This window comes from Phenylobacterium sp., from assembly GCF_024508875.1.
Lineage (GTDB): Bacteria > Pseudomonadota > Alphaproteobacteria > Caulobacterales > Caulobacteraceae > Phenylobacterium.
In genome coordinates this window covers 1-17,424 of the sequence record NZ_JANINU010000342.1, presented here as the reverse complement: position 1 = coordinate 17,424, position 17,424 = coordinate 1, and the positions used below count along the sequence as shown (strand labels likewise).

Here is a 17,424-nt window from a genome sequence, read left to right as displayed (position 1 = left end):
TGCGGATCTGGTTGATGAAGATCACCAGCGTCTTGGCCTTGGAGATCGAGGCGGTCAGCTTGCGCAGCGCCTGGCTCATCAGGCGGGCCTGCAGGCCGGGCAGCGAATCGCCCATCTCGCCCTCGATCTCGGCGCGCGGCGTCAGGGCCGCCACCGAGTCGACCACGATGATGTCGACCGCGTTCGAGCGCACCAGGGTGTCGGTGATCTCCAGCGCCTGCTCGCCCGTGTCGGGCTGGGCCACCAGCAGCTCGTCGAGGTTCACGCCCAGCTTGTGGGCATAGCCCGGATCCAGGGCGTGTTCGGCGTCGACGAACGCCGCCGTGCCGCCCGCCTTCTGGACTTCGGCGACCACGTGCAGCGCCAGCGTCGTCTTGCCCGAGCTTTCCGGGCCGTAGACCTCGACGATCCGCCCCTTGGGCAGGCCGCCGATGCCCAGCGCCAGGTCGAGGCCGAGCGAGCCGGTCGAGTAGGACTCGATCTCGATCTTGCCCTTCTCACCCAGCCGCATGACCGAGCCCTTGCCGAAGGCCCTGTCGATCTGCGTCAGCGCCGCTTCGAGCGCGCGCTGCTTCTCACTGTCTTCTTTTCCCACGAGCTTCAACGCCGATTGCGACATGACCAAGCCCTTCCTATCCCACGATTCCGCCAACCGGACGGGCCGAACCACCGGTCCCATCCCCCGATCCAAGGCGTACCGCTTTCGTTCCGAGTTCGCAATACGTTCTTTTTGCTATGTGCGTCCGGATTTGACGTACACCCGAACGGTCAGCTTTCCTCGATCTGGTGGCCCGCCTCCCCGACGAGCGCGACCTCGGCGAAGTCGAGCTCCTCCTGCAGGACCAGGAAGGCCTCGCCGTCCACGCGCTGCTCGGCGCGCAGTTCCTCGAGCCGTTCGCGCTGGCGGCGCATGGCCGCCAGGCCCAAGCGGCGCTTCTCGACGATCACGGCGTCATCGCCCGACACCGCCGCGACCCGGCGAACCTCGAACGAGCGTCGCCAGTGGTCGGCCGTCTCCCCGACCTTGCCGTCCAGGGCCGCCAGCGCCGCGGCCGAGAGCTCGGCGCGCGCTTCCGCCATCTCGGCGGTGCGCCCATCCTCGCCATCGAGCTTCAGCAGGCGGATGAGCGGCGCGACCGTGAGGCCCTGGACGACAAGGGTGGCGAGCACCACCGCAAAGGCCGTGAGGACGATCAGGTCGCGCTGGGGAAAGGACGCCGGCAGGGCGAAGGCGGTCGCCAGGGTGACCAGCCCGCGCATGCCGCACCAGCCGATCAGCACGCCCTGCTGCAGGCTGACGGCCGTGCTGCCGCCGCGGACCCAACGGAAGCGGCGGGCGAGGACGTTGTAGGCCAGCACCCAGACCATGCGCACGACGATGACGCAGGCGATCACGGCAAGGGCGAAGAGGCCGGCGTCGCGCAGGCCCTGCGGCTCCGTCGCGCCCACGATGGTGCGCGCCTGGAAGCCCATCAGCAGGAAGGCCAGGACGTTCAGCAGGAAGACCGCCGAGGTCCAGACGGCGAAGCTGTGAATCCGCATGCGCGGGTCGGTCGAGAGCGCGGCCGTCCGCGCGATCGTCATGGCGAAGGCGACTAGGCAGAGCACGGCCGACAGGCCCAGCCGCTCGGCGATGATCCAGACGCCGAAGCAGCTCACGAACTCCATGATGTTGCCGCCGAGGGTGCCGGTCACGAACGGGGTCAGGTAGCGGAACGCCTTGGCGATCAGGTAGCCCAGCAGCAGGCCGCCCGGCGCCGCGAGGCCAAGGTGCAAGGCGAGGCCCGCGTCCATGCCGTCGCCCCGGTGCATGGCCGTGGCCGCGCTGAAGAGAAGCAGCGCCGTCGCATCGTTCAGCAGGCTCTCGCCCTTGAGCACCGTCACGGAGCGGCGCGGCATGTTCACGCTGGAGAGGATCGCCGTGGCCGCCGCCGCGTCGGGCGGGGCGACGATGGCGCCGAGGGCCAGGGCCGCGTAGAGCGGCATGCCGGCCATCGTCACGCCCAGCCACGCGACGGCGCCGGCGCTGAGCAGCACGGCGAGGACGGCCAGGGCGAACAGGGGCCGCCAGAGCCTGCGGATCGCCTGGACCGGGAAGTCGAACGCGGCGTCGACCAGGACCGGCGCGATGAACAGCGCCAGCGCCATGTGCGGGTCGAGGACGATCTTCGGCGCGCCGGGCACGAGGGCCAGCGCCACGCCCGCCGCCGCCAGCATGGTCGGATAGGGGATCGACAGCCGGCGGGACACCTGGAGCAGGATGATCGCTGCAGTCAGCAGGAGCAGGAGGCTCTCGAAGAAGCTCACGTGGCCCGTCCCTTGCCGTGAAGCCCGGCGGCGATCCAGTCCGCCGCGTCGAGGCCGCTCCGCCAGGCGCCGTGGGCCGTGGAATAGTCCTGCGCCGAGCAGGCCTCGCCCGCGAAGCATAGCCAGGGACGGGGCGGGCGGGCCAGCACCGCCCTCGCGTCGGCCCGGCCGGGCCGGGCGTGGCTGTAGGAGCCCGAAATGGTGCGCTCCGCGCCCCAGCGCGTGACGACGAGTGGCGTGAGCGAGGCCGGGAACTCGGAGCCCAGCAGTTCGCCGAGCTCGCGCAAGGCGAAGTCGACGGCCGCGGCGTCGCCGGCGGCTTCCAGGTCGCGGGCCAGCGCCCCGCCCAGGAACACCTCGACCAGCGGCCTGCCGAAGGGCCGCAGGTAGTAGGAGCCGGTCCCCGCGCGGTCGAGGCGGCCCAGCAGATGCGATTCCGCCGGGACGGCGTCGGGCTCGGACATGGCCAGCAGGATCTTGTTGTCGAGGCCGAGCGGCAGCGCCGCGGCCGCGTGCAGATGGTCGTCGAGCGCGGGCGCCAGGCGGATGTCGCCGCGGGCCAGGACGTCGCTGGAGACGGTGACGATCGCGGCCCGGGCCCGCACCGCTCCTCGGTCGGTCTCCAGCACCACGCCGCCGGGCGCCTCGGCGATGGAGGTCACGCGGGTGGAGAGGGCGACGGGCAGGCCCGCAGCGAGGTCGGCGATGAACGCCCCATAGCCGCCGGGCAGCCGCCAGTTGGCCTCGCTGGCCGCGTCGTCGTAGGCCAGGAAATCGCGCACGGAGAGCTGGTCCAGTTCGACGCCGTTCACGAAGCTGGAGAGTCCGTCCAGGAACGGGCGCCACGGATCGTCGGCCGCCACGGCGTCGCTGGCCCGGTCGCTGGCCGGCGGGTCGCGGCGCAGGCGTTCGCCAAGGCGCATGTACGCCGCCCACGCGTCGCGCTGCTCGCGCGGGGGGAAGTCGATGTCGTGGAGTTGCCGCCGCCAGGCGCCTTCGCTGCGGTCCAGCAGGCGCCCCTGCCCTTCGGCCAGCGCGGCGAGCGGATTGCGCTCGGCCGAATGCAGCCAGCCGCAGCCGAGGTCGACCGGCAGGCCGTGCAGTTCGACGGTGTGCGCCCGGCCGCCCAGGCGCGGCAGGGCCTCCAGGATCAGAACCGAACTACCGAGTTCGACCAGCCGCCGGGCCGCGGCGATGCCCGCCGCGCCCGCGCCGACGATCGCCACGTCCGGCTCGCCGCGCGGGCTGGACGGGGACACGGCGTTGGACGGCGCGGTCTGCAGGTCGGACACCCCTCTACCTATAGCGCAAATCCGGGACCCGGCTCGGGCGTTCCCGGCGGCCCGAGCCGTTGTGACGAAGTGTGACGCCGGCTGGCCGCGGGCTTGGGCTTGAGGCAAGAAAAAGCGGCAGCGCCGAGAGGAACACGAAGACGAATGCCGAGAGTCTGGCCGCGCGGCCTTGTCGGGCGCTCGATGCTGGTCGTGGGCGCGATCCTGCTGCTGCAACTGGCCGTCAGCCTGTCGTTCTACGCCCGGATCGACCGGGAAGCGCTGAACGAGGACCATGCGCGGCGGGTGGCCGAGCTGCTTGTGGTGGGCCGCCGGGTGCACGCCCAAGGCGCTGCGGATGCGGACGCGGGCCGGATCATGACCACGCGATACCTGGACGCCGCCATCGTCTCGCGCCCGCCCCGGCCGCCGCACGAGCCCGAAGCGGCCGCCGAGCGCATCCGGCAGGAGGTGCTGCGCTGGGAGCCGGAGCTGGCCGGGGCGGAGCTGACGCTCTGGCGCGAACGCGGCGCGGCCGGGGGACAGGACCTGGTGGGCGCCCTGCGGCTGGACGACGGGCGGTGGCTGAGCTTCCGCTCGCGGGATTTCGCCCGGGCCTGGCCGATGGCGGTGCGCGTCGCGCTCATGACGGTGCTGTTCGCCGGCTTCGGCCTGGCGTTCGCCGCCTTCCTGATGGCGCAGCTCGGGCGGCCGTTGCGGGCGCTGGCCGAGGCGGCGCGCGCCGTCGGCCACGGGCCAAAGGTTCCGGTCTCGGTGGAGGGCACCACCGACCTGCGCGAGGTGGGCCGCGCCTTCAACGAGATGCAGGACCGTATCGGCGGCCTGATCGAGGACCAGGCCCGGTCGATGGAGGCGATCAGCCACGACCTGCGCACCCCGCTCAGCCGGCTGCAGCTCGCCGCGCAATACGTGGAACCGCAGGACATCCGCGAACTGGTCGAGGCGAACGTCCGCGAGCTGGACGTGATGCTGGCCTCGCTTGGGGCCTGGCTGCGCGCGCAGCACGAGACCAGCACGCCCGAAGAGGCGGACCTCGCCGCCCTCGCCCGCGCGGCCGCCGAAGCCTTCGGCGCCAGCTATCGCGGACCGGCGCGCCTGCCGGCGTTCACGCACCGCCGCCCCCTGGAAGAGGCGCTGAGGCGGATGGTCGACAACGCCGTGCGGTTCGGCGGCGGCGCCGAGGTGATCCTGGAGGCCGGCGGTCCGACGCCGCACATCCTGGTGCGGGACCACGGGGCCGGCATGACGCCCGAGGACCTGGCCCAGATCTACGAGCCGTTCTTCCGGGCCGACAAGGCGCGGGCGCGCGACACCGGCGGGTTCGGCCTGGGCGTGCCGACCGCAGCGCGGCTGCTGACCCGCTTCGGCGGCGGGCTGACGATCGCCAACGCCCCGGACGGCGGGCTGCTGGCGACCGTGACGCCGCCGCCGGGGACGTGAGACGCTTGCAGCGGGCGACGGGCGTTCCCATAGACGGACGGGGGCCTGTCGTTCGCGCATGAGGACGTTCTTGTCGAAGCCGCTGATCACCGCCTGCGCCGCCGTGGCGCTGCTCGCCGCCTGCAGCCCCCGCCCGGCAGAGAAGGCGCCGCCCGCCCCCGGCCCGATCCAGCCGCCGCCCATCGCCGCGCCGGCGGGCGGGGCCCCGGACTCGTTCGCCCCCATCGTGAAGCAGGTCTCGCCGGCGGTGGTGTCGATCGACACGCTGAGCGTGGCCCAGGCCGAGAGCCCGTTCGGCGACCTGCTGCCGCCGGGCGTGGCGGGGCCGACCGCCGTGCGGCGAGGCGCCGGCTCGGGCTTCCTGATCAGTCCCGACGGCTATGTCGTGACCAACAACCATGTGGTGGAGGGGGCCAGCGACGTCGTCGTGACGCTGGCGGACGGGCGCCAGCTCCGCGCCAAGGTGGTGGGCCGCGACCCGCCGACCGACCTGGCCGTGGTGAAGGTGGAGGCGACCGGCCTGCCCTATGTCGCCTTCGCCCGCGACGCCCTGCCCGAGGTGGGCGACTGGGTGGTGGCGGTGGGCAATCCCTTCGGCCTGGGCGGCACGGCGACGGCCGGCATCGTCTCGGCCCGCGGCCGGCAGATCGGCGACACCTATGTGGGCTACCTGCAGGTGGACGCGCCGATCAACAGCGGAAATTCGGGCGGGCCGTCGTTCGACCTAAAAGGCCGCGTGGTGGGCGTGAACTCGGCGATCTTCTCGCCCAGCGGCGGGTCGGTCGGGATTGGGTTCGCCATTCCTTCGGACCTGGCCGAGCGGATCACCCAGCAGCTCATCCGCGAAGGCCGCGTGACCCGGGGCTACGTCGGGATCGGCGTGGGCGACCTGACCCCGGCGCTGGCCGTGCGGCTGGGCGCGCAGGGCCGGCGGGGCGCCGTGGTGGGCGAGATCGACCCCAGCGGCCCGGCGGCCGGCCGGCTGCGGCTGGGCGACGTGGTGGTGGCGGTGAATGGGACCGCCGTGGACGGCGCCGGCGCCGTGCTGCGCGCCGTGGGCGAGACGCCGCCCGGACGGGACATCGCGCTGCAGGTGCTCCGCGGCGGGCGGCCCGAAGCGGTGACGATCCGGACGGCGCGCCGGCCCGACGAGGGCTAGCATAGGGCGGGCCGCGCCCTAGGAATCCTCACGGTGGAGACCCGGGCCAGGCGCTTCCGGCCTGTGAGATTTCCTGAAGGCCGGAGCAGACTTTTGGCGCGGCGGCCTTGCCCCGGCGCGCCTACATTGGCGGGATGGCGAAAGAGAAGACATCCCGCTTCGTCAGCGGTTTCGGCCTCCAGGTGCTGGCGGCAATGGTGGTGGGCCTCGGGCTCGGCCTGCTGGCGCGGCGTCTCGGCGTGGAGGACGGCCAGCCGGGCTACGCGCTGGCCGAGACCCTGCGCATCCTGGGCTCGTCCTTCGTCACCCTGCTGAAGGCGCTGGTGCCGCCGCTGGTGTTCACGGCCATCGTGGCCAGCATCGCCAACCTGGCCCAGCTTCAGAACGCCGCCGGCCTGGTCTGGCGCACGCTGCTCTGGTTCGCCGTCACCGCGCTGATCGCCGTGGGCATCGGCATCGCCCTGGGCGTGATCCTGCAGCCCGGCCTGCACGCCGGCGTCGCGGCCGAGGCGGCGCATGCGTCCAGCACCCAGGGCACGTGGCTGGACTTCCTCACCGGCCTGGTGCCGCAGAACTTCCTCGGCCTTACCGCCTCGACCAAGCTTGCCGACGGGAGCGCGACGACGAGCGTGTCGTTCAACGTGCTGCAGTTGCTGGTGGTCTCGCTGGTGGTGGGCGCCGCCGCGCTGAAGTCGGGCGAGGCGGGCAAGCCGTTCCTGGCCTTCAACGCCTCGGCGCTGGTGGTGATCCGCAAGGTGCTGTGGTGGGTGATCCGGCTGACGCCCATCGGCACGATCGGCCTGCTGGGCACGGCGGTGGCCAAATACGGCTGGAACGCGCTGGGCCAACTCGGCCAGTTCGCGCTGGCCATCTACATCGGCCTCTTCCTGGTGCTGTTCGTGGTCTATCCGTCGCTGCTGGCGGCGCACGGGCTGAACCCGCTGCGCTTCTTCCGCGCGGTGTGGCCGGCGACGCAGCTCGGCTTCGTCTCGCGCTCGTCGATCGGCACGCTGCCAGTGACCGAACAGGTGACCGAACAGGGCCTGGGCGTGCCGCGGGCCTATGCCGCCTTCGCCGTGCCGCTGGGCGCGACGACCAAGATGGACGGGTGCGCGGCGATCTATCCGGCGATTTCGGCGATCTTCGTGGCCCAGTTCTACGGCGTGCCGCTGCACCTGTCGGACTATCTGCTGATCGTCTTCGTCTCGGTGATCGGCTCGGCGGCCACGGCGGGGCTGACGGGCGCGACCGTAATGCTGACGCTGACGCTGTCGACCCTGGGCCTGCCGCTGGAAGGCGTGGGCCTGCTGCTGGCCATCGACCCGATCCTCGACATGGGCCGGACGGCCGTGAACGTGACCGGCCAGGCGCTGGTCCCCACCCTGGTGGCCAAGCAGCAGGGCCTGCTGGACCAGGAGATCTACGATGGCCGGCGCGCACAGCCGGAAGCGGTCGCCACACCCGCCTGACCGGGGAAACCGAGGGCGGCTACTCGCCCCACGCGGGTGTCGTCATGGACTGTGGCGCGATGTCGCTATAGCGTCATGGTTACAGGACGGCGCGCCCGAGGGCGCTCGGAGCGGAGGGATTTTCGGGGCGTGCGAGGGGTCGGGCGTGATGGACGGCATCCGGTGCGGACGCCGATGGACGGTCTCACCGGCGAGGTCGCGTGAACGCGCCGTCGCCGCCGACACCCGAGAAGCGCGCCGCCTCGGTCCGCGCGGCGCTGGCCCGGGGCGACCTGCTCAGCGCCTATGACGAGGTCGTGCGCCGCGGCGACACCTCGCATCCCGAGCTGAACTACCTGGAGGTCCTGACGCTGGCCCGGCTCGGGGACACCGAGCGGGGGCTGAAACTGTACGACGACTACCGGCTGGAGGAGATGGGCGGGGTGGACCCGCTGTCTCTGAAGGCGCGCCTCCTGAAGGACCAGGCGTTCGACGCGCCGACGCCCAGCCGGGCCGGGCTGCTGGAGGCCTGCAAGCTGTATGCAGCGGTCTACCGGCGGACCAAATCCAGCTATCCGGCGATCAACGCGGCCACGCTGGCGAAGATCGCCGGCCGTCCGCGCCTGGCGCGCTTCCTGGCGCGGCACGTGGCGAACGAGACGGCGGCCGAGCGGCGGTCGGGCTATTTCTCGCTGGCGACCCTGGCCGAGGCGCTGGCTGTGCTGGGCGATGTGGACGGCGCGCGCGACGCCCTGGAGCGCGCCATGCAGGCGCCCGACGCCGACGTGGGCGCCCGCTCCACCACCGTGCTGCAACTGCGCCGGCTGATCGCCGCCCAGGGCGACGGACACGGCATGGAGAGCCTGCTGGAGCTGATCGAGCCGCCGAAGGTGGCCATGTTCTGCGGCAACATCTTCGTGGGCGGCGCCGAGCTGGAGGCCGACCTGTCGGCGCGCATGCGCGAGGTGATCGAGCGCGAGGACGTGGGCTTCGGCTACGGCGCGCTGGCGGCCGGCAGCGATATCCTGATCGCCGAACTGCTGCTGGAGCGGGGGTCGGAGGTGCACGTGGTGCTGCCGTTCGCCGAGCCCGACTTCCTGGAGCAGTCGGTGGCGCCGGCCGGCGAAAGCTGGGTCGCCCGCTACCACGCGATCAAGGAGAAGGCCGCCTCGCTCACCTTCGCCAGCAACATGAGCTACATGGGCGAGATGGAGCAGTTCGCCTACGGCTCCAAGGTGACCATGGGCATGGCCCGCCTGCGCGCACGCCAGCTCCAGGCCGAGGCGCTTCAGCTCGTCATCGTCGAGGAGCGCGGAGACCGCACCCTCAGCGGATCGGACGTCACCGCCTGGCGTAACACCGGCGGGCGGGCCGAGGTGGTGATCGCGCCGACCCTCGTGCGCCCGGTGATGCCGCCGCCGCCCGAGAAGCCGCCCGTGGAGCGCGGCACCTACGGGCTGATGTTCACCGACTACCCGGGTTTCTCGAAGCTGGACGAGCGCGCCCTGCCGCTCTTCTGGGAGGACGTGATGGTCCGCGCCGCCCGCAGCCTGGAGCAGCACGGCGACGTCATCCGCTCGGGCAACACCTGGGGCGACGCCATCTTCGCCGTTTTCCAGGACGCGCCGACGGCCGCGGCCGCGGCGCTGGACCTGTGCGAGGAGCTGAAGAAGGTGGACTGCAAGGCGCTGGGCGTGCGCGAGGGCACCGCCATGCGGATCGCCCTGCACTACGGCCCCACCTATTCGGGCTACGACCCGGTGACGCGGCGCACGACCTATTACGGCAGCGAGGTCTCGCGGGCGGCGCGGATCGAGCCGGTGACGCCGTCGGGCGCGGTGTACGTCACCGAGCCCTTCGCCGCGGTCCTGGAGATGCAGAAGGACCACCCGTTCGAGTGCAACTACGTGGGCAAGATCGCCCTGCCGAAGGGGTATGGGGTCTACCCGCTGTACCGCCTCACCCGGAACCCCGCGGCGAGCTGAACCCCTATCGCCCCGCCACCTTCGCCGTCTTGGCCCCGCCCAGCGCCTGGCACTCGCCGGCCATCTGCTTGGTGAAGCTGGCGTCGGCGCCGAGGGTCTGGTCGAGGATCTTCATCCCGGCGGCGCAATCGCTCTTCGCCTCGGTGAGGCGGCCGGCGCGGGCCAGCACCTTGGCGCGATTGACCAGCAGATCGCCGTGGTTGGGGTGCAGCTTGCCGTAGCTGGCGTCGTAGTTGCGCTTGGCGTCGTCCAGGGTGGCAAGCGCCGAGCGGGTATCGCCCCGCTGGGACTCGATCAGAGCCAGGTACACCTCGGCGATGCCGATCAGGTAGTGCGGCCCCTTGAACGCCTGCTGGTAGATCGCGACCGCCTCGCGCAGCGAGCGCTCGGCCTCAGCCATCTGGCCCAGCCCCTGGTAGATCTGGCCCTGCATCGACAGGGTGTCGCCCAGGATCGGGTTGTCGGGATCGAGGACGCGGCGCTCGATCTTCAGAGCGTTGGCGATGCGCGTCCGGGCCTTGGGCAGGTCGCCGGCGTTGAACGAGTTCTGCGCGAGGGCGAACCAGGCTTTCCCCGTGGAGACGTGGTTCACGCCCAGCTCCTTCTGGAAGAGCTGGAGCGACTCCCCCAGCGAGTCCTCGGCCGCCTCGAACTGACCGTCGTCGGACAGCAGCAGGCCGCGGTTGTTGAGCACGGTGGCGAGGGCGCCCTCGGGCGCGTCGTTGGCGGCGCGGTAGTAGGCCAGGGCCCGGTCGAAGGCGGCGACGCCTTCCTTCACCCGCGAGGCCGAGGTCAGGATACGGCCCTCGGTCAGGGCGGCCTGGGCCCGCAGGCTGGCGTTGGCCTTGGGATTGGGCCCGATCAGCCGCTCGGCGTGGCGCACCGCTTCCAGCCCCTTCTCCAGGAAGCCCTGCCGCTCATAGGTGGTGGCCAGCACCAGCATGGCCTCGGCGCCGTCGGGGCCGGAGGCGTCGATCACCGGCATCGCCTGCTCGAACGCCGAGCGCGCCTCGCCCAGCAGGCCCAGGTTGTTGTAGGCCCGGCCCAGGGTGGCGAGCAGCCGCGCCTGGATCGCCGGCTGGCCGGCCAGTTCTCGGTTCGCCCGCTCGGCGCTTCGGCCGAGGATGGTGAGGGCGGTGATGGTGCGGGGGTTCTCGGTGGCCGGGTTCGACAGCTCGAAAGTGCCCACCAGATAGTCCGAAGCGGCGCGCGCCGCCGCGGCCTCGTGCTGGGCGATGGTGCGCTGCTTGTTGGCCTCGATCCGCAGGGAGTTGGCGTAAAACGCGAGCCCGCCGGTGACGACCATGCCCATCACCGCGCCGCTGGCGATCATGGTCATCTGGGCGATGCGGCGCTGGGTGTCGCGCTGGACCAGCTCGTCCAGCTTGAGGCCGGTGAGGCCCGCCACCAGCTTCTGCACCGCCAGGCGCCGCCCGTCGGCGTCGCGGCGTACGTCGGCGGCGATCGGCTCGGCGGGAATGTCGGAGAGCTGGCCGTCCGGCCCCATGCGGTAGCGCAGGGCGTGCGGGAAGCATTCGCGCTCGTCCAGGCGGCCGCCGTCCGAGACGTTGGGCTCGCCGTCGGCGACCACGGCCAGGACACGCCCGTCGCCATGCACGCGCTTGAACTGGAGAATCTCTTCGTTGACCCAGCGCGACCGGGCCGCCGCGGGCGAACAAATCACCACCAGGAACATCGACTGGCGCAGCGCCGCGCTGAGCTCGGCGGAAAGGTCGCCGGACGCGGGCAGCTCTTCGCGGTCGCGGAAGATCGGGCGCAGGCGGCGCGGGACCTTGCCGACCGCCGTGAAGCGGCCGGTCAGCTTGGCCGGGATCCGGTAGCTCTCCACCTGGCGGTGGAGCCACTGCGCCAGGTCCTTGTCCCTGTGGCTATAGCTGATGAACGCCCGGTACGCGTAGGCTCCGTCCTGTCGGTCGTGAGGTTCCGCGTCGTCTGGCGTCATACCTTAGCTGTACGCCAGCACCCGCCGGCGCCGCAACGCCGCTCCCAGCAGGCCAAAGCCCATGATCATGCTGAGCCAGGTCGCCGGTTCGGGAACGGGCGTGCTGGCGATGCCTTGGAAGGGATCGATGCTCTGCGGATCGAAGACGATGCCGGTGATGGGCTTGTAGGCCTGCTGCTGGCGCATGCCGCGCGCGGCGAGCGAGACGCCGCCGCCCCGGCCGATGGGGTCGCCGAAGCCCGAGTAGGCCACGAGGCAGGCCACATTGGTCGTGACGCAGTCGACGTCGGAATAGGCGTAGACGTTGGTCCGGTACTGTAGGCTCATGCTCTGCCCGGACTCCAGGATCGCGTTCAGCGGAACGACGATGTTGGTGGCGTCCCAGGCGTAGGCCAGCGCGAGGCTGTTGTTGTAGGCCGTCGTAAACCCGTTCAGGCGCCCCGAGGCGTCGGTGAGGTTGTAGGTGGTGTGGAGGTAGCCGTCGCCGTCGAAGCTGAGGGCCAGCGAGCCCTCCATCGAATAGAGCGTGGTGTCGCCGCTGGTGATCGCGAAGTCGAAGCCGGCCATCGCGAAGACGCCGACGCCCGCTTCGTCGAACAGGCTGGCCAGGGTGTTGCCCGAGAGGGTCTGGCCGTAGCCCGTGAAGATGTTGTTGTCGATCGCCTGGCCCGTCCGGTCGGCGAGGTAGAAGCCCAGGCCGGCCGGAATGATCGTCGACCCGAAGTCCTCGATCGCGACCACGTCGTAGGTCGAGGTGTTGGTCAGGGTCACGTCCACGCCCGAAGAGGACACCGCCGACGACTGCTTGCCCGAGACGGCGACGCCGCTCTCAAAGCTGGCGTGCGTCGTGGTGATCTCGACGATGCTTTCGGCGCTGCCGCCGCGACCGTTGATGTTGAGCATGCCGGCGCCGGCGCCCCAGGGGGCGACGACCTCGCCCTGCTGGACAGCGGAGTCCGCCTGGCCGACGGTGACGCCGACGTCTTGCGCCAAGGCCGGCGCGCCCATGAGCAGGGCGCCGGCGGCGATCGTGTACCCCAGGCTGCGCATCAGCCTCCCCCTACGAAAGATGGACGACAGTTCCGCAACAGCGGACCCGCCTTAATTCATCGTTCACCCTATCACAGCCGCGCTTGTCGGCGATTGGGTTCTTCTGTGAGTTGAAAACCGAGCGGCGCGTTGCTCGCGGAACGGGTCGCAAGACTTCGCGGGATGCGCCGATCGTGGCCAAAATGCCGGCGGGAGCGCGCGTTCCACCTCGATATTCGGACGCAGCGCACCACTTGCTCCTGCAGGCGAGCCCGAAAGACCGGCGATCGCGCCGCTCGCCTGACGGGCGAATCCGCCCCACCCAATTTGGGCATGCAGGCGCGGCGGGCTCGCGTGCCGCCCAGGGTGAATCACCTTAAAGTTCGATCTTCGAATTCAAGAGGAATCGAACGGCATGCGGTCCCGGATGTCTGACCGGACCGGCGCGGCGATACGGAAGCTGCGGCTGTCGCGCGGCTGGAGCCTGGCGGCGCTCAGCGAGCAGAGCGGCGTGCCGATCTCCACCCTTTCGCGAGTCGAGCTCGGGCAAAACGCCCTGAACTACGAAAAGCTGATGCGCCTGTGCCGGGCCCTGGAGGTCGATCTCGAGGGCCTCGTCACGCGCGAGGCGGAGACCGCGCCCGCGGCGTCCGGACGGCGCTCGGTCATGCGCGCCGGCGACGGCCCGCCCACGCGCCTGGGTGGCAACACGGGCCGCCGCGCCGCCGCGGACCTGCTCTCCAAGAGCCTGTCGCCGATCATAGTCGACGTGACCGCCCGCAACCTCGACGCACACGGGCCGCTCACCATCCATTCGGGCGAAGCCTATCTGCTGGTGCTGGACGGCGAGATCGAGTTCCACAGCCATCTCTACGCGCCCCTGCCCATGAGCCGCGGCGACGCCGTCTATTTCGACGCGAGCGCCGGCTACGCGCTGGTCGCGCCGGCGCAGCCGGGCCGCGTGCTGCTGGTGGCGTCGGGCGAGACCGCCTTCGGCGCCTAGGTCAGGTTTCCTTAAGACTCGCCGCACCGAAGACTTGCGCGTCCGTTGCGACGTCTTGCCGCACGATTTCGGCACGACGTCACTTCACTAGGCTTCGCCGCAATTCCCACAATTTACCAATAATCAAACCGGCCCTGGGATTGTCCGCATCGGCGGGGCCCTCATCGGCGTCGCCCCCTCATGGCAACGGCGAGAAAATCATGCGGTCGCTTCAGTCCCTCTACTGCCGCTTCGCCGCGTGCGCCGCGTCCGACTCCCCTAGGACGCCGTGAGGGCGGACCACGACACAGCCGCCGACGCGACCGACCGGTCGCACCCTTTCGCCAGATAGCCAAAGCCCGCCCCCGAGAAGCACATGAACCTTCTGAACAACCTCAACATCTCCAAGAAGCTCATGGTGGGCTTCGCGGTCGTCGTGGCCGTGGTCGCCATCATGTGCGCGGCGGTGTTCGCCAGCCTGATGAGCATCCGCACGGCGGTGGCGGCGAACGACCAGAGCGTTCACCAGCTCAATCTGGCCGACGACATCCTGATGGCGCGCGTGGAGCGCCAGAACGCCATCCGCGGCCTGGTGGCCAGCGGCGACCCAGCGTTCCTGAAGCGCGTCGAGGCGAGTGAAGCGGCCTACAAGACGGCGATCGAGTCGCTCGAGAAGGTGGCCCCGGAAGACGGCGACGACATCAAGGCGATCAAGGCCGCCGTCGCGAAGGTCGAGGCCGAGGAAGCGCCGCTGATCGCCGCCGGCCAGGATCCGACGCAGCAGGCCACGGCCATGATGGAGCTGGGCACCAAGGGCCGGCTCGAGGACTTCCGCGCGGCGCTGAAGGTCTTCCGCGACCAGGAGAACGCCAACCTGGTGAAGCGCGCCAAGGCGCAGGAAGCCGCCCAGGCTTTCTCGATCACCCTGCTGGCCGTCGGCAGCCTGCTGGCCGTCGCCCTCTCGGTCGTGATGGGCGCGATCCTGTCGGCCGCCATCGCCAACCCGGTCAGCGCCATGACCGCCGCCATGACCAAGCTGGCCGCCGGCGACAACAACGTCGACGTGCCCGCCCAGGGCCGCAAGGACGAGGTGGGCCGCATGGCCACCGCCGTCCAGCACTTCAAGGACGCGGCCCTCGAAAAGACCCGCCTGGAAGGCGAAGCCGCCGAACAGCGCCGCGCGGCTGACGCCGCCCGCTCGAGCAGCGAAGCCGAGCGCGCCGCCACGGCCGCCGAACAGACCAAGGTGGTCGAAGGCCTGGCCAAGGGCCTGGAGCGCCTGGCCGCCGGCGCCCTGACCTTCCGTCTGACCGAAACCTTCCCGTCGCACTACGAAGCGCTGCGGGCCGACTTCAACCGCGCCATGGACACGCTGCAGGAGACGATGCGCGAAGTGGCGACCAACGCCACGGCCGTGCGCTCGGGCTCGGGCGAGATCAGCCAGGCGTCGGACGACCTGTCGCGCCGCACCGAGCAGCAGGCCGCCAGCCTGGAAGAGACCGCCGCGGCCCTCGACCAGATCACCGCGACCGTGCGCAAGACCGCCGAGGGCGCCGCCCAGAGCCGTGAATCGGTGGGCGCCGCCAAGGCCGACGCCGAGCGTTCGGGCGTGGTCGTGCGCGACGCCATCTCGGCCATGAGCGAGATCGAAAACAGCTCGGGCCAGATCAGCCAGATCATCGGGGTGATCGACGAGATCGCCTTCCAGACCAACCTGCTGGCCCTGAACGCCGGCGTCGAAGCGGCCCGAGCCGGGGACGCGGGTAAGGGCTTCGCGGTCGTCGCCTCCGAAGTGCGGGCCCTGGCCCAACGCTCGGCCGAAGCCGCCAAGGAGATCAAGACCCTGATCTCGGCCTCCTCGACCCAGGTCGAGCGCGGCGTGGGCCTGGTCGGCGAGACCGGCAAGGTGCTGGAGCGCATCCTGACCCAGGTGACCTCGATCAACTCGGCCGTCACCGAGATCGCCGCCTCGGCGCAGGAACAGGCCACCGGCCTGCAGCAGGTGAACACCGCCATCAACCAGATGGACCAGGTTACCCAGCAGAACGCCGCCATGGTCGAGCAGGCCACCGCGGCCAGCCACGCCCTGTCGGCCGAGAGCGAAGCGCTGTCGCGCCTGATCAGCCGCTTCGAGCTGGGCGCCGGCGTGTCGACGGCCGCCCCGGCTCCGGCGCGGGCGCCCGCCGCCGCGGCTCCGGTCCACCACGCTCCGGCTCACCGCGCTCCGGCCCCGGCCGTCCCGGCCATGAAGACCACCGGCCGCGGCGGCGCCGCCCCGAAGCCCGCCTTCGAAGCCACTGAAGACGCCTGGGACGAATTCTGAACATGACCGATCCGACGCTCACGCTCGGCGACAGCCTGGACATGACCGCGGCCGGCCCACTCCACAAGGAGCTGCTGGGCCGTCGCGGGAAGCCGGTCACGCTGGACGCCTCACAGGTCCGCCGGCTCGGCGGCCAGTGCCTGCAGGTGCTGCTCTCGGCCCAGTCCACCTGGGCCGCGGACGGCGCGGACTTCCAGATCGTGAACCCTTCTCCCGAATTCGCCGACGGACTGGCCTTGATGGGCGCCGCCCATCTGGCCCCGGCGGCCACCCTTTCCCCTGTTCAGGATTGATCCGATGAGCATGACTGTCCTTACCGTCGACGACTCCCGGACGATGCGCGAGATGCTTCGGCTCGCGCTCGCCGACGCCGGCTTCCGCGTGGTCCAGGCCGAAGACGGTATCCACGGGCTGGAGGTGCTCCAGGCGGAGCATCCGCAGGTCATCGTGACCGACATCAACATGCCGCGCATGGACGGCTTCGGCTTCATCGAGGAAGTCCGCGGCGACCAGCGCTACCGCGCCATTCCGATCCTCGTGCTCACCACCGAGAGCGACGCGGAAAAGAAGAACCGCGCGCGGATGGCCGGCGCCACCGGCTGGATCGTGAAGCCTTTCAACCCGACCAAGCTGGTGGACGCGATCCGCCGCGTGGCCGCCTGACGACGCCTCTCCAAGACCAGGAAACCACCGCCCGTGGACCCGCTTGCCGCAATTCGCGAGACGTTCTTCCAGGAATGCGAAGAGCAACTCGCTGAGCTCGAATCCGGTCTGCTCGCCATGGAAGGCGGGGACCAGGATCCCGAGACCATCAACGCCGTCTTCCGCGCGGTGCACTCGATCAAGGGCGGCGCCGGGGCGTTCAGCCTCGAGGCGCTGGTCCGGTTCGCGCACATCTTCGAGACGGCGCTGGACGACGTGCGCTCGGGCAAGATGGTCGCCACGAACGACGTCCTGAAGGTGATGCTGCGCGCGGCCGACGTGCTGGCCGACATGGTGCGCGCCGCCCACGTGGGCGACGAGACCGAGCATCCCAACGCCGCGACCCTCGCGGACGAGCTGCGCGCCCTGGGCGGCGGCGCGGCCTCCGCGAGCGAGGACGTGAGCGACGAGGAAGACTGGGGCGACTTCGAGTTCACCCCGATGGCGGTGGCCGCGGACGGGGACGCGCCGTCGGCGCCCGCCGGCTTCGTGGTCACGTTCAAGCCGCGCACCGACCTGTACGCCAAGGCCAACGAGGCCGCCCTGCTGCTGCGCGAGCTGACCCGCCTGGGCCCCTCCGAGATCGAACTGAACGCGCACGACGTGCCGCCTCTTCCGGACATGGATCCCGAGGCGACCTACCTTTCGTGGACGATCACCATGACCGGTGAGGTCGACGAGGCGTCGATCCGCGAGGTCTTCGAATTCGTCGACGGCGACTGCGAGCTCGACGTGCAGCCGCTGGGCGCCGCAGACGCGCCGGAGGCCGACGGCGGCGACGCCGCGTTCGACCT

General features: G+C 71.0%; 14 protein-coding genes. 9 read left to right on the top strand and 5 right to left on the bottom strand.

Going from position 1 to position 17,424, the window contains the following annotated elements; translation table 11 throughout:
* The 3 genes from recA to Q0L11_RS22820 all read right to left on the bottom strand — a co-directional run.
* The coding region (recA, locus tag Q0L11_RS22830; protein WP_296600375.1) for a recombinase RecA at positions 1-679 on the bottom strand (679 nt) is incomplete at its 3' end.
* An 89-nt stretch (positions 680-768) separates the two neighbouring features.
* On the bottom strand, positions 769-2,307 hold the full coding sequence (locus tag Q0L11_RS22825) for a cation:proton antiporter (protein ID WP_296600373.1): 1,539 nt from the start codon (positions 2,305-2,307) through the stop codon (positions 769-771).
* Positions 2,304-3,599 carry an NAD(P)/FAD-dependent oxidoreductase gene (locus Q0L11_RS22820; RefSeq protein ID WP_296600372.1) on the bottom strand — a complete coding sequence of 432 codons (1,296 nt, stop codon included), beginning with the start codon at positions 3,597-3,599 and terminating at the stop codon, positions 2,304-2,306. The genes Q0L11_RS22825 and Q0L11_RS22820 overlap by 4 nt, the downstream gene beginning before the upstream one ends.
* Before the next feature lie 144 nt (positions 3,600-3,743).
* On the opposite strand from Q0L11_RS22820, the gene Q0L11_RS22815 reads away from it, so the two are divergent.
* From Q0L11_RS22815 to Q0L11_RS22800, 4 genes are all read left to right on the top strand, one after another.
* Positions 3,744-5,039 (top strand): ATP-binding protein, encoded by a 1,296-nt coding sequence (locus Q0L11_RS22815; RefSeq protein WP_296600370.1) that lies wholly within the window; start codon positions 3,744-3,746, stop codon positions 5,037-5,039.
* 70 nt (positions 5,040-5,109) lie between these two features.
* The gene (locus Q0L11_RS22810) at positions 5,110-6,198 is read left to right on the top strand and encodes a trypsin-like peptidase domain-containing protein (protein ID WP_296600368.1); all 1,089 of its coding nucleotides are present in this window, start codon (positions 5,110-5,112) and stop codon (positions 6,196-6,198) included.
* A gap of 134 nt (positions 6,199-6,332) precedes the next feature.
* Entirely contained in the window at positions 6,333-7,667 is a 1,335-nt protein-coding gene (locus Q0L11_RS22805; protein ID WP_296600367.1) for a dicarboxylate/amino acid:cation symporter, read from the top strand.
* Between the two features lie 200 nt (positions 7,668-7,867).
* Positions 7,868-9,631 carry an adenylate/guanylate cyclase domain-containing protein gene (locus Q0L11_RS22800; RefSeq protein ID WP_296600365.1) on the top strand — a complete coding sequence of 588 codons (1,764 nt, stop codon included), beginning with the start codon at positions 7,868-7,870 and terminating at the stop codon, positions 9,629-9,631.
* A 4-nt stretch (positions 9,632-9,635) separates the two neighbouring features.
* Here Q0L11_RS22800 and Q0L11_RS22795 read toward each other — a convergent pair whose 3' ends face one another.
* Entirely contained in the window at positions 9,636-11,594 is a 1,959-nt protein-coding gene (locus Q0L11_RS22795) for a toll/interleukin-1 receptor domain-containing protein (RefSeq protein WP_296600364.1), read from the bottom strand.
* A 3-nt stretch (positions 11,595-11,597) separates the two neighbouring features.
* Positions 11,598-12,644: a PEPxxWA-CTERM sorting domain-containing protein gene (locus Q0L11_RS22790; protein ID WP_296600362.1), complete on the bottom strand. Its 1,047-nt coding sequence runs from the start codon at positions 12,642-12,644 to the stop codon at positions 11,598-11,600.
* 406 nt (positions 12,645-13,050) lie between these two features.
* On the opposite strand from Q0L11_RS22790, the gene Q0L11_RS22785 reads away from it, so the two are divergent.
* The 5 genes from Q0L11_RS22785 to Q0L11_RS22765 all read left to right on the top strand — a co-directional run.
* Positions 13,051-13,626 carry an XRE family transcriptional regulator gene (locus Q0L11_RS22785; RefSeq protein ID WP_296600360.1) on the top strand — a complete coding sequence of 192 codons (576 nt, stop codon included), beginning with the start codon at positions 13,051-13,053 and terminating at the stop codon, positions 13,624-13,626.
* Between the two features lie 355 nt (positions 13,627-13,981).
* Complete coding sequence (locus Q0L11_RS22780) at positions 13,982-15,928, top strand: methyl-accepting chemotaxis protein (protein WP_296600359.1); 1,947 nt, start codon at positions 13,982-13,984, stop codon at positions 15,926-15,928.
* Between the two features lie 2 nt (positions 15,929-15,930).
* Positions 15,931-16,221, top strand: a complete 291-nt coding sequence (locus Q0L11_RS22775; protein ID WP_296600357.1) for an STAS domain-containing protein — start codon at positions 15,931-15,933, stop codon at positions 16,219-16,221.
* Between the two features lie 4 nt (positions 16,222-16,225).
* A complete protein-coding gene (locus tag Q0L11_RS22770) occupies positions 16,226-16,591 on the top strand; it encodes a response regulator (RefSeq protein WP_296600356.1) in 366 nt (121 codons plus the stop codon).
* Between the two features lie 33 nt (positions 16,592-16,624).
* A partial coding sequence (locus Q0L11_RS22765; RefSeq protein ID WP_296600354.1) for an Hpt domain-containing protein occupies positions 16,625-17,424 on the top strand: 800 nt, incomplete at its 3' end.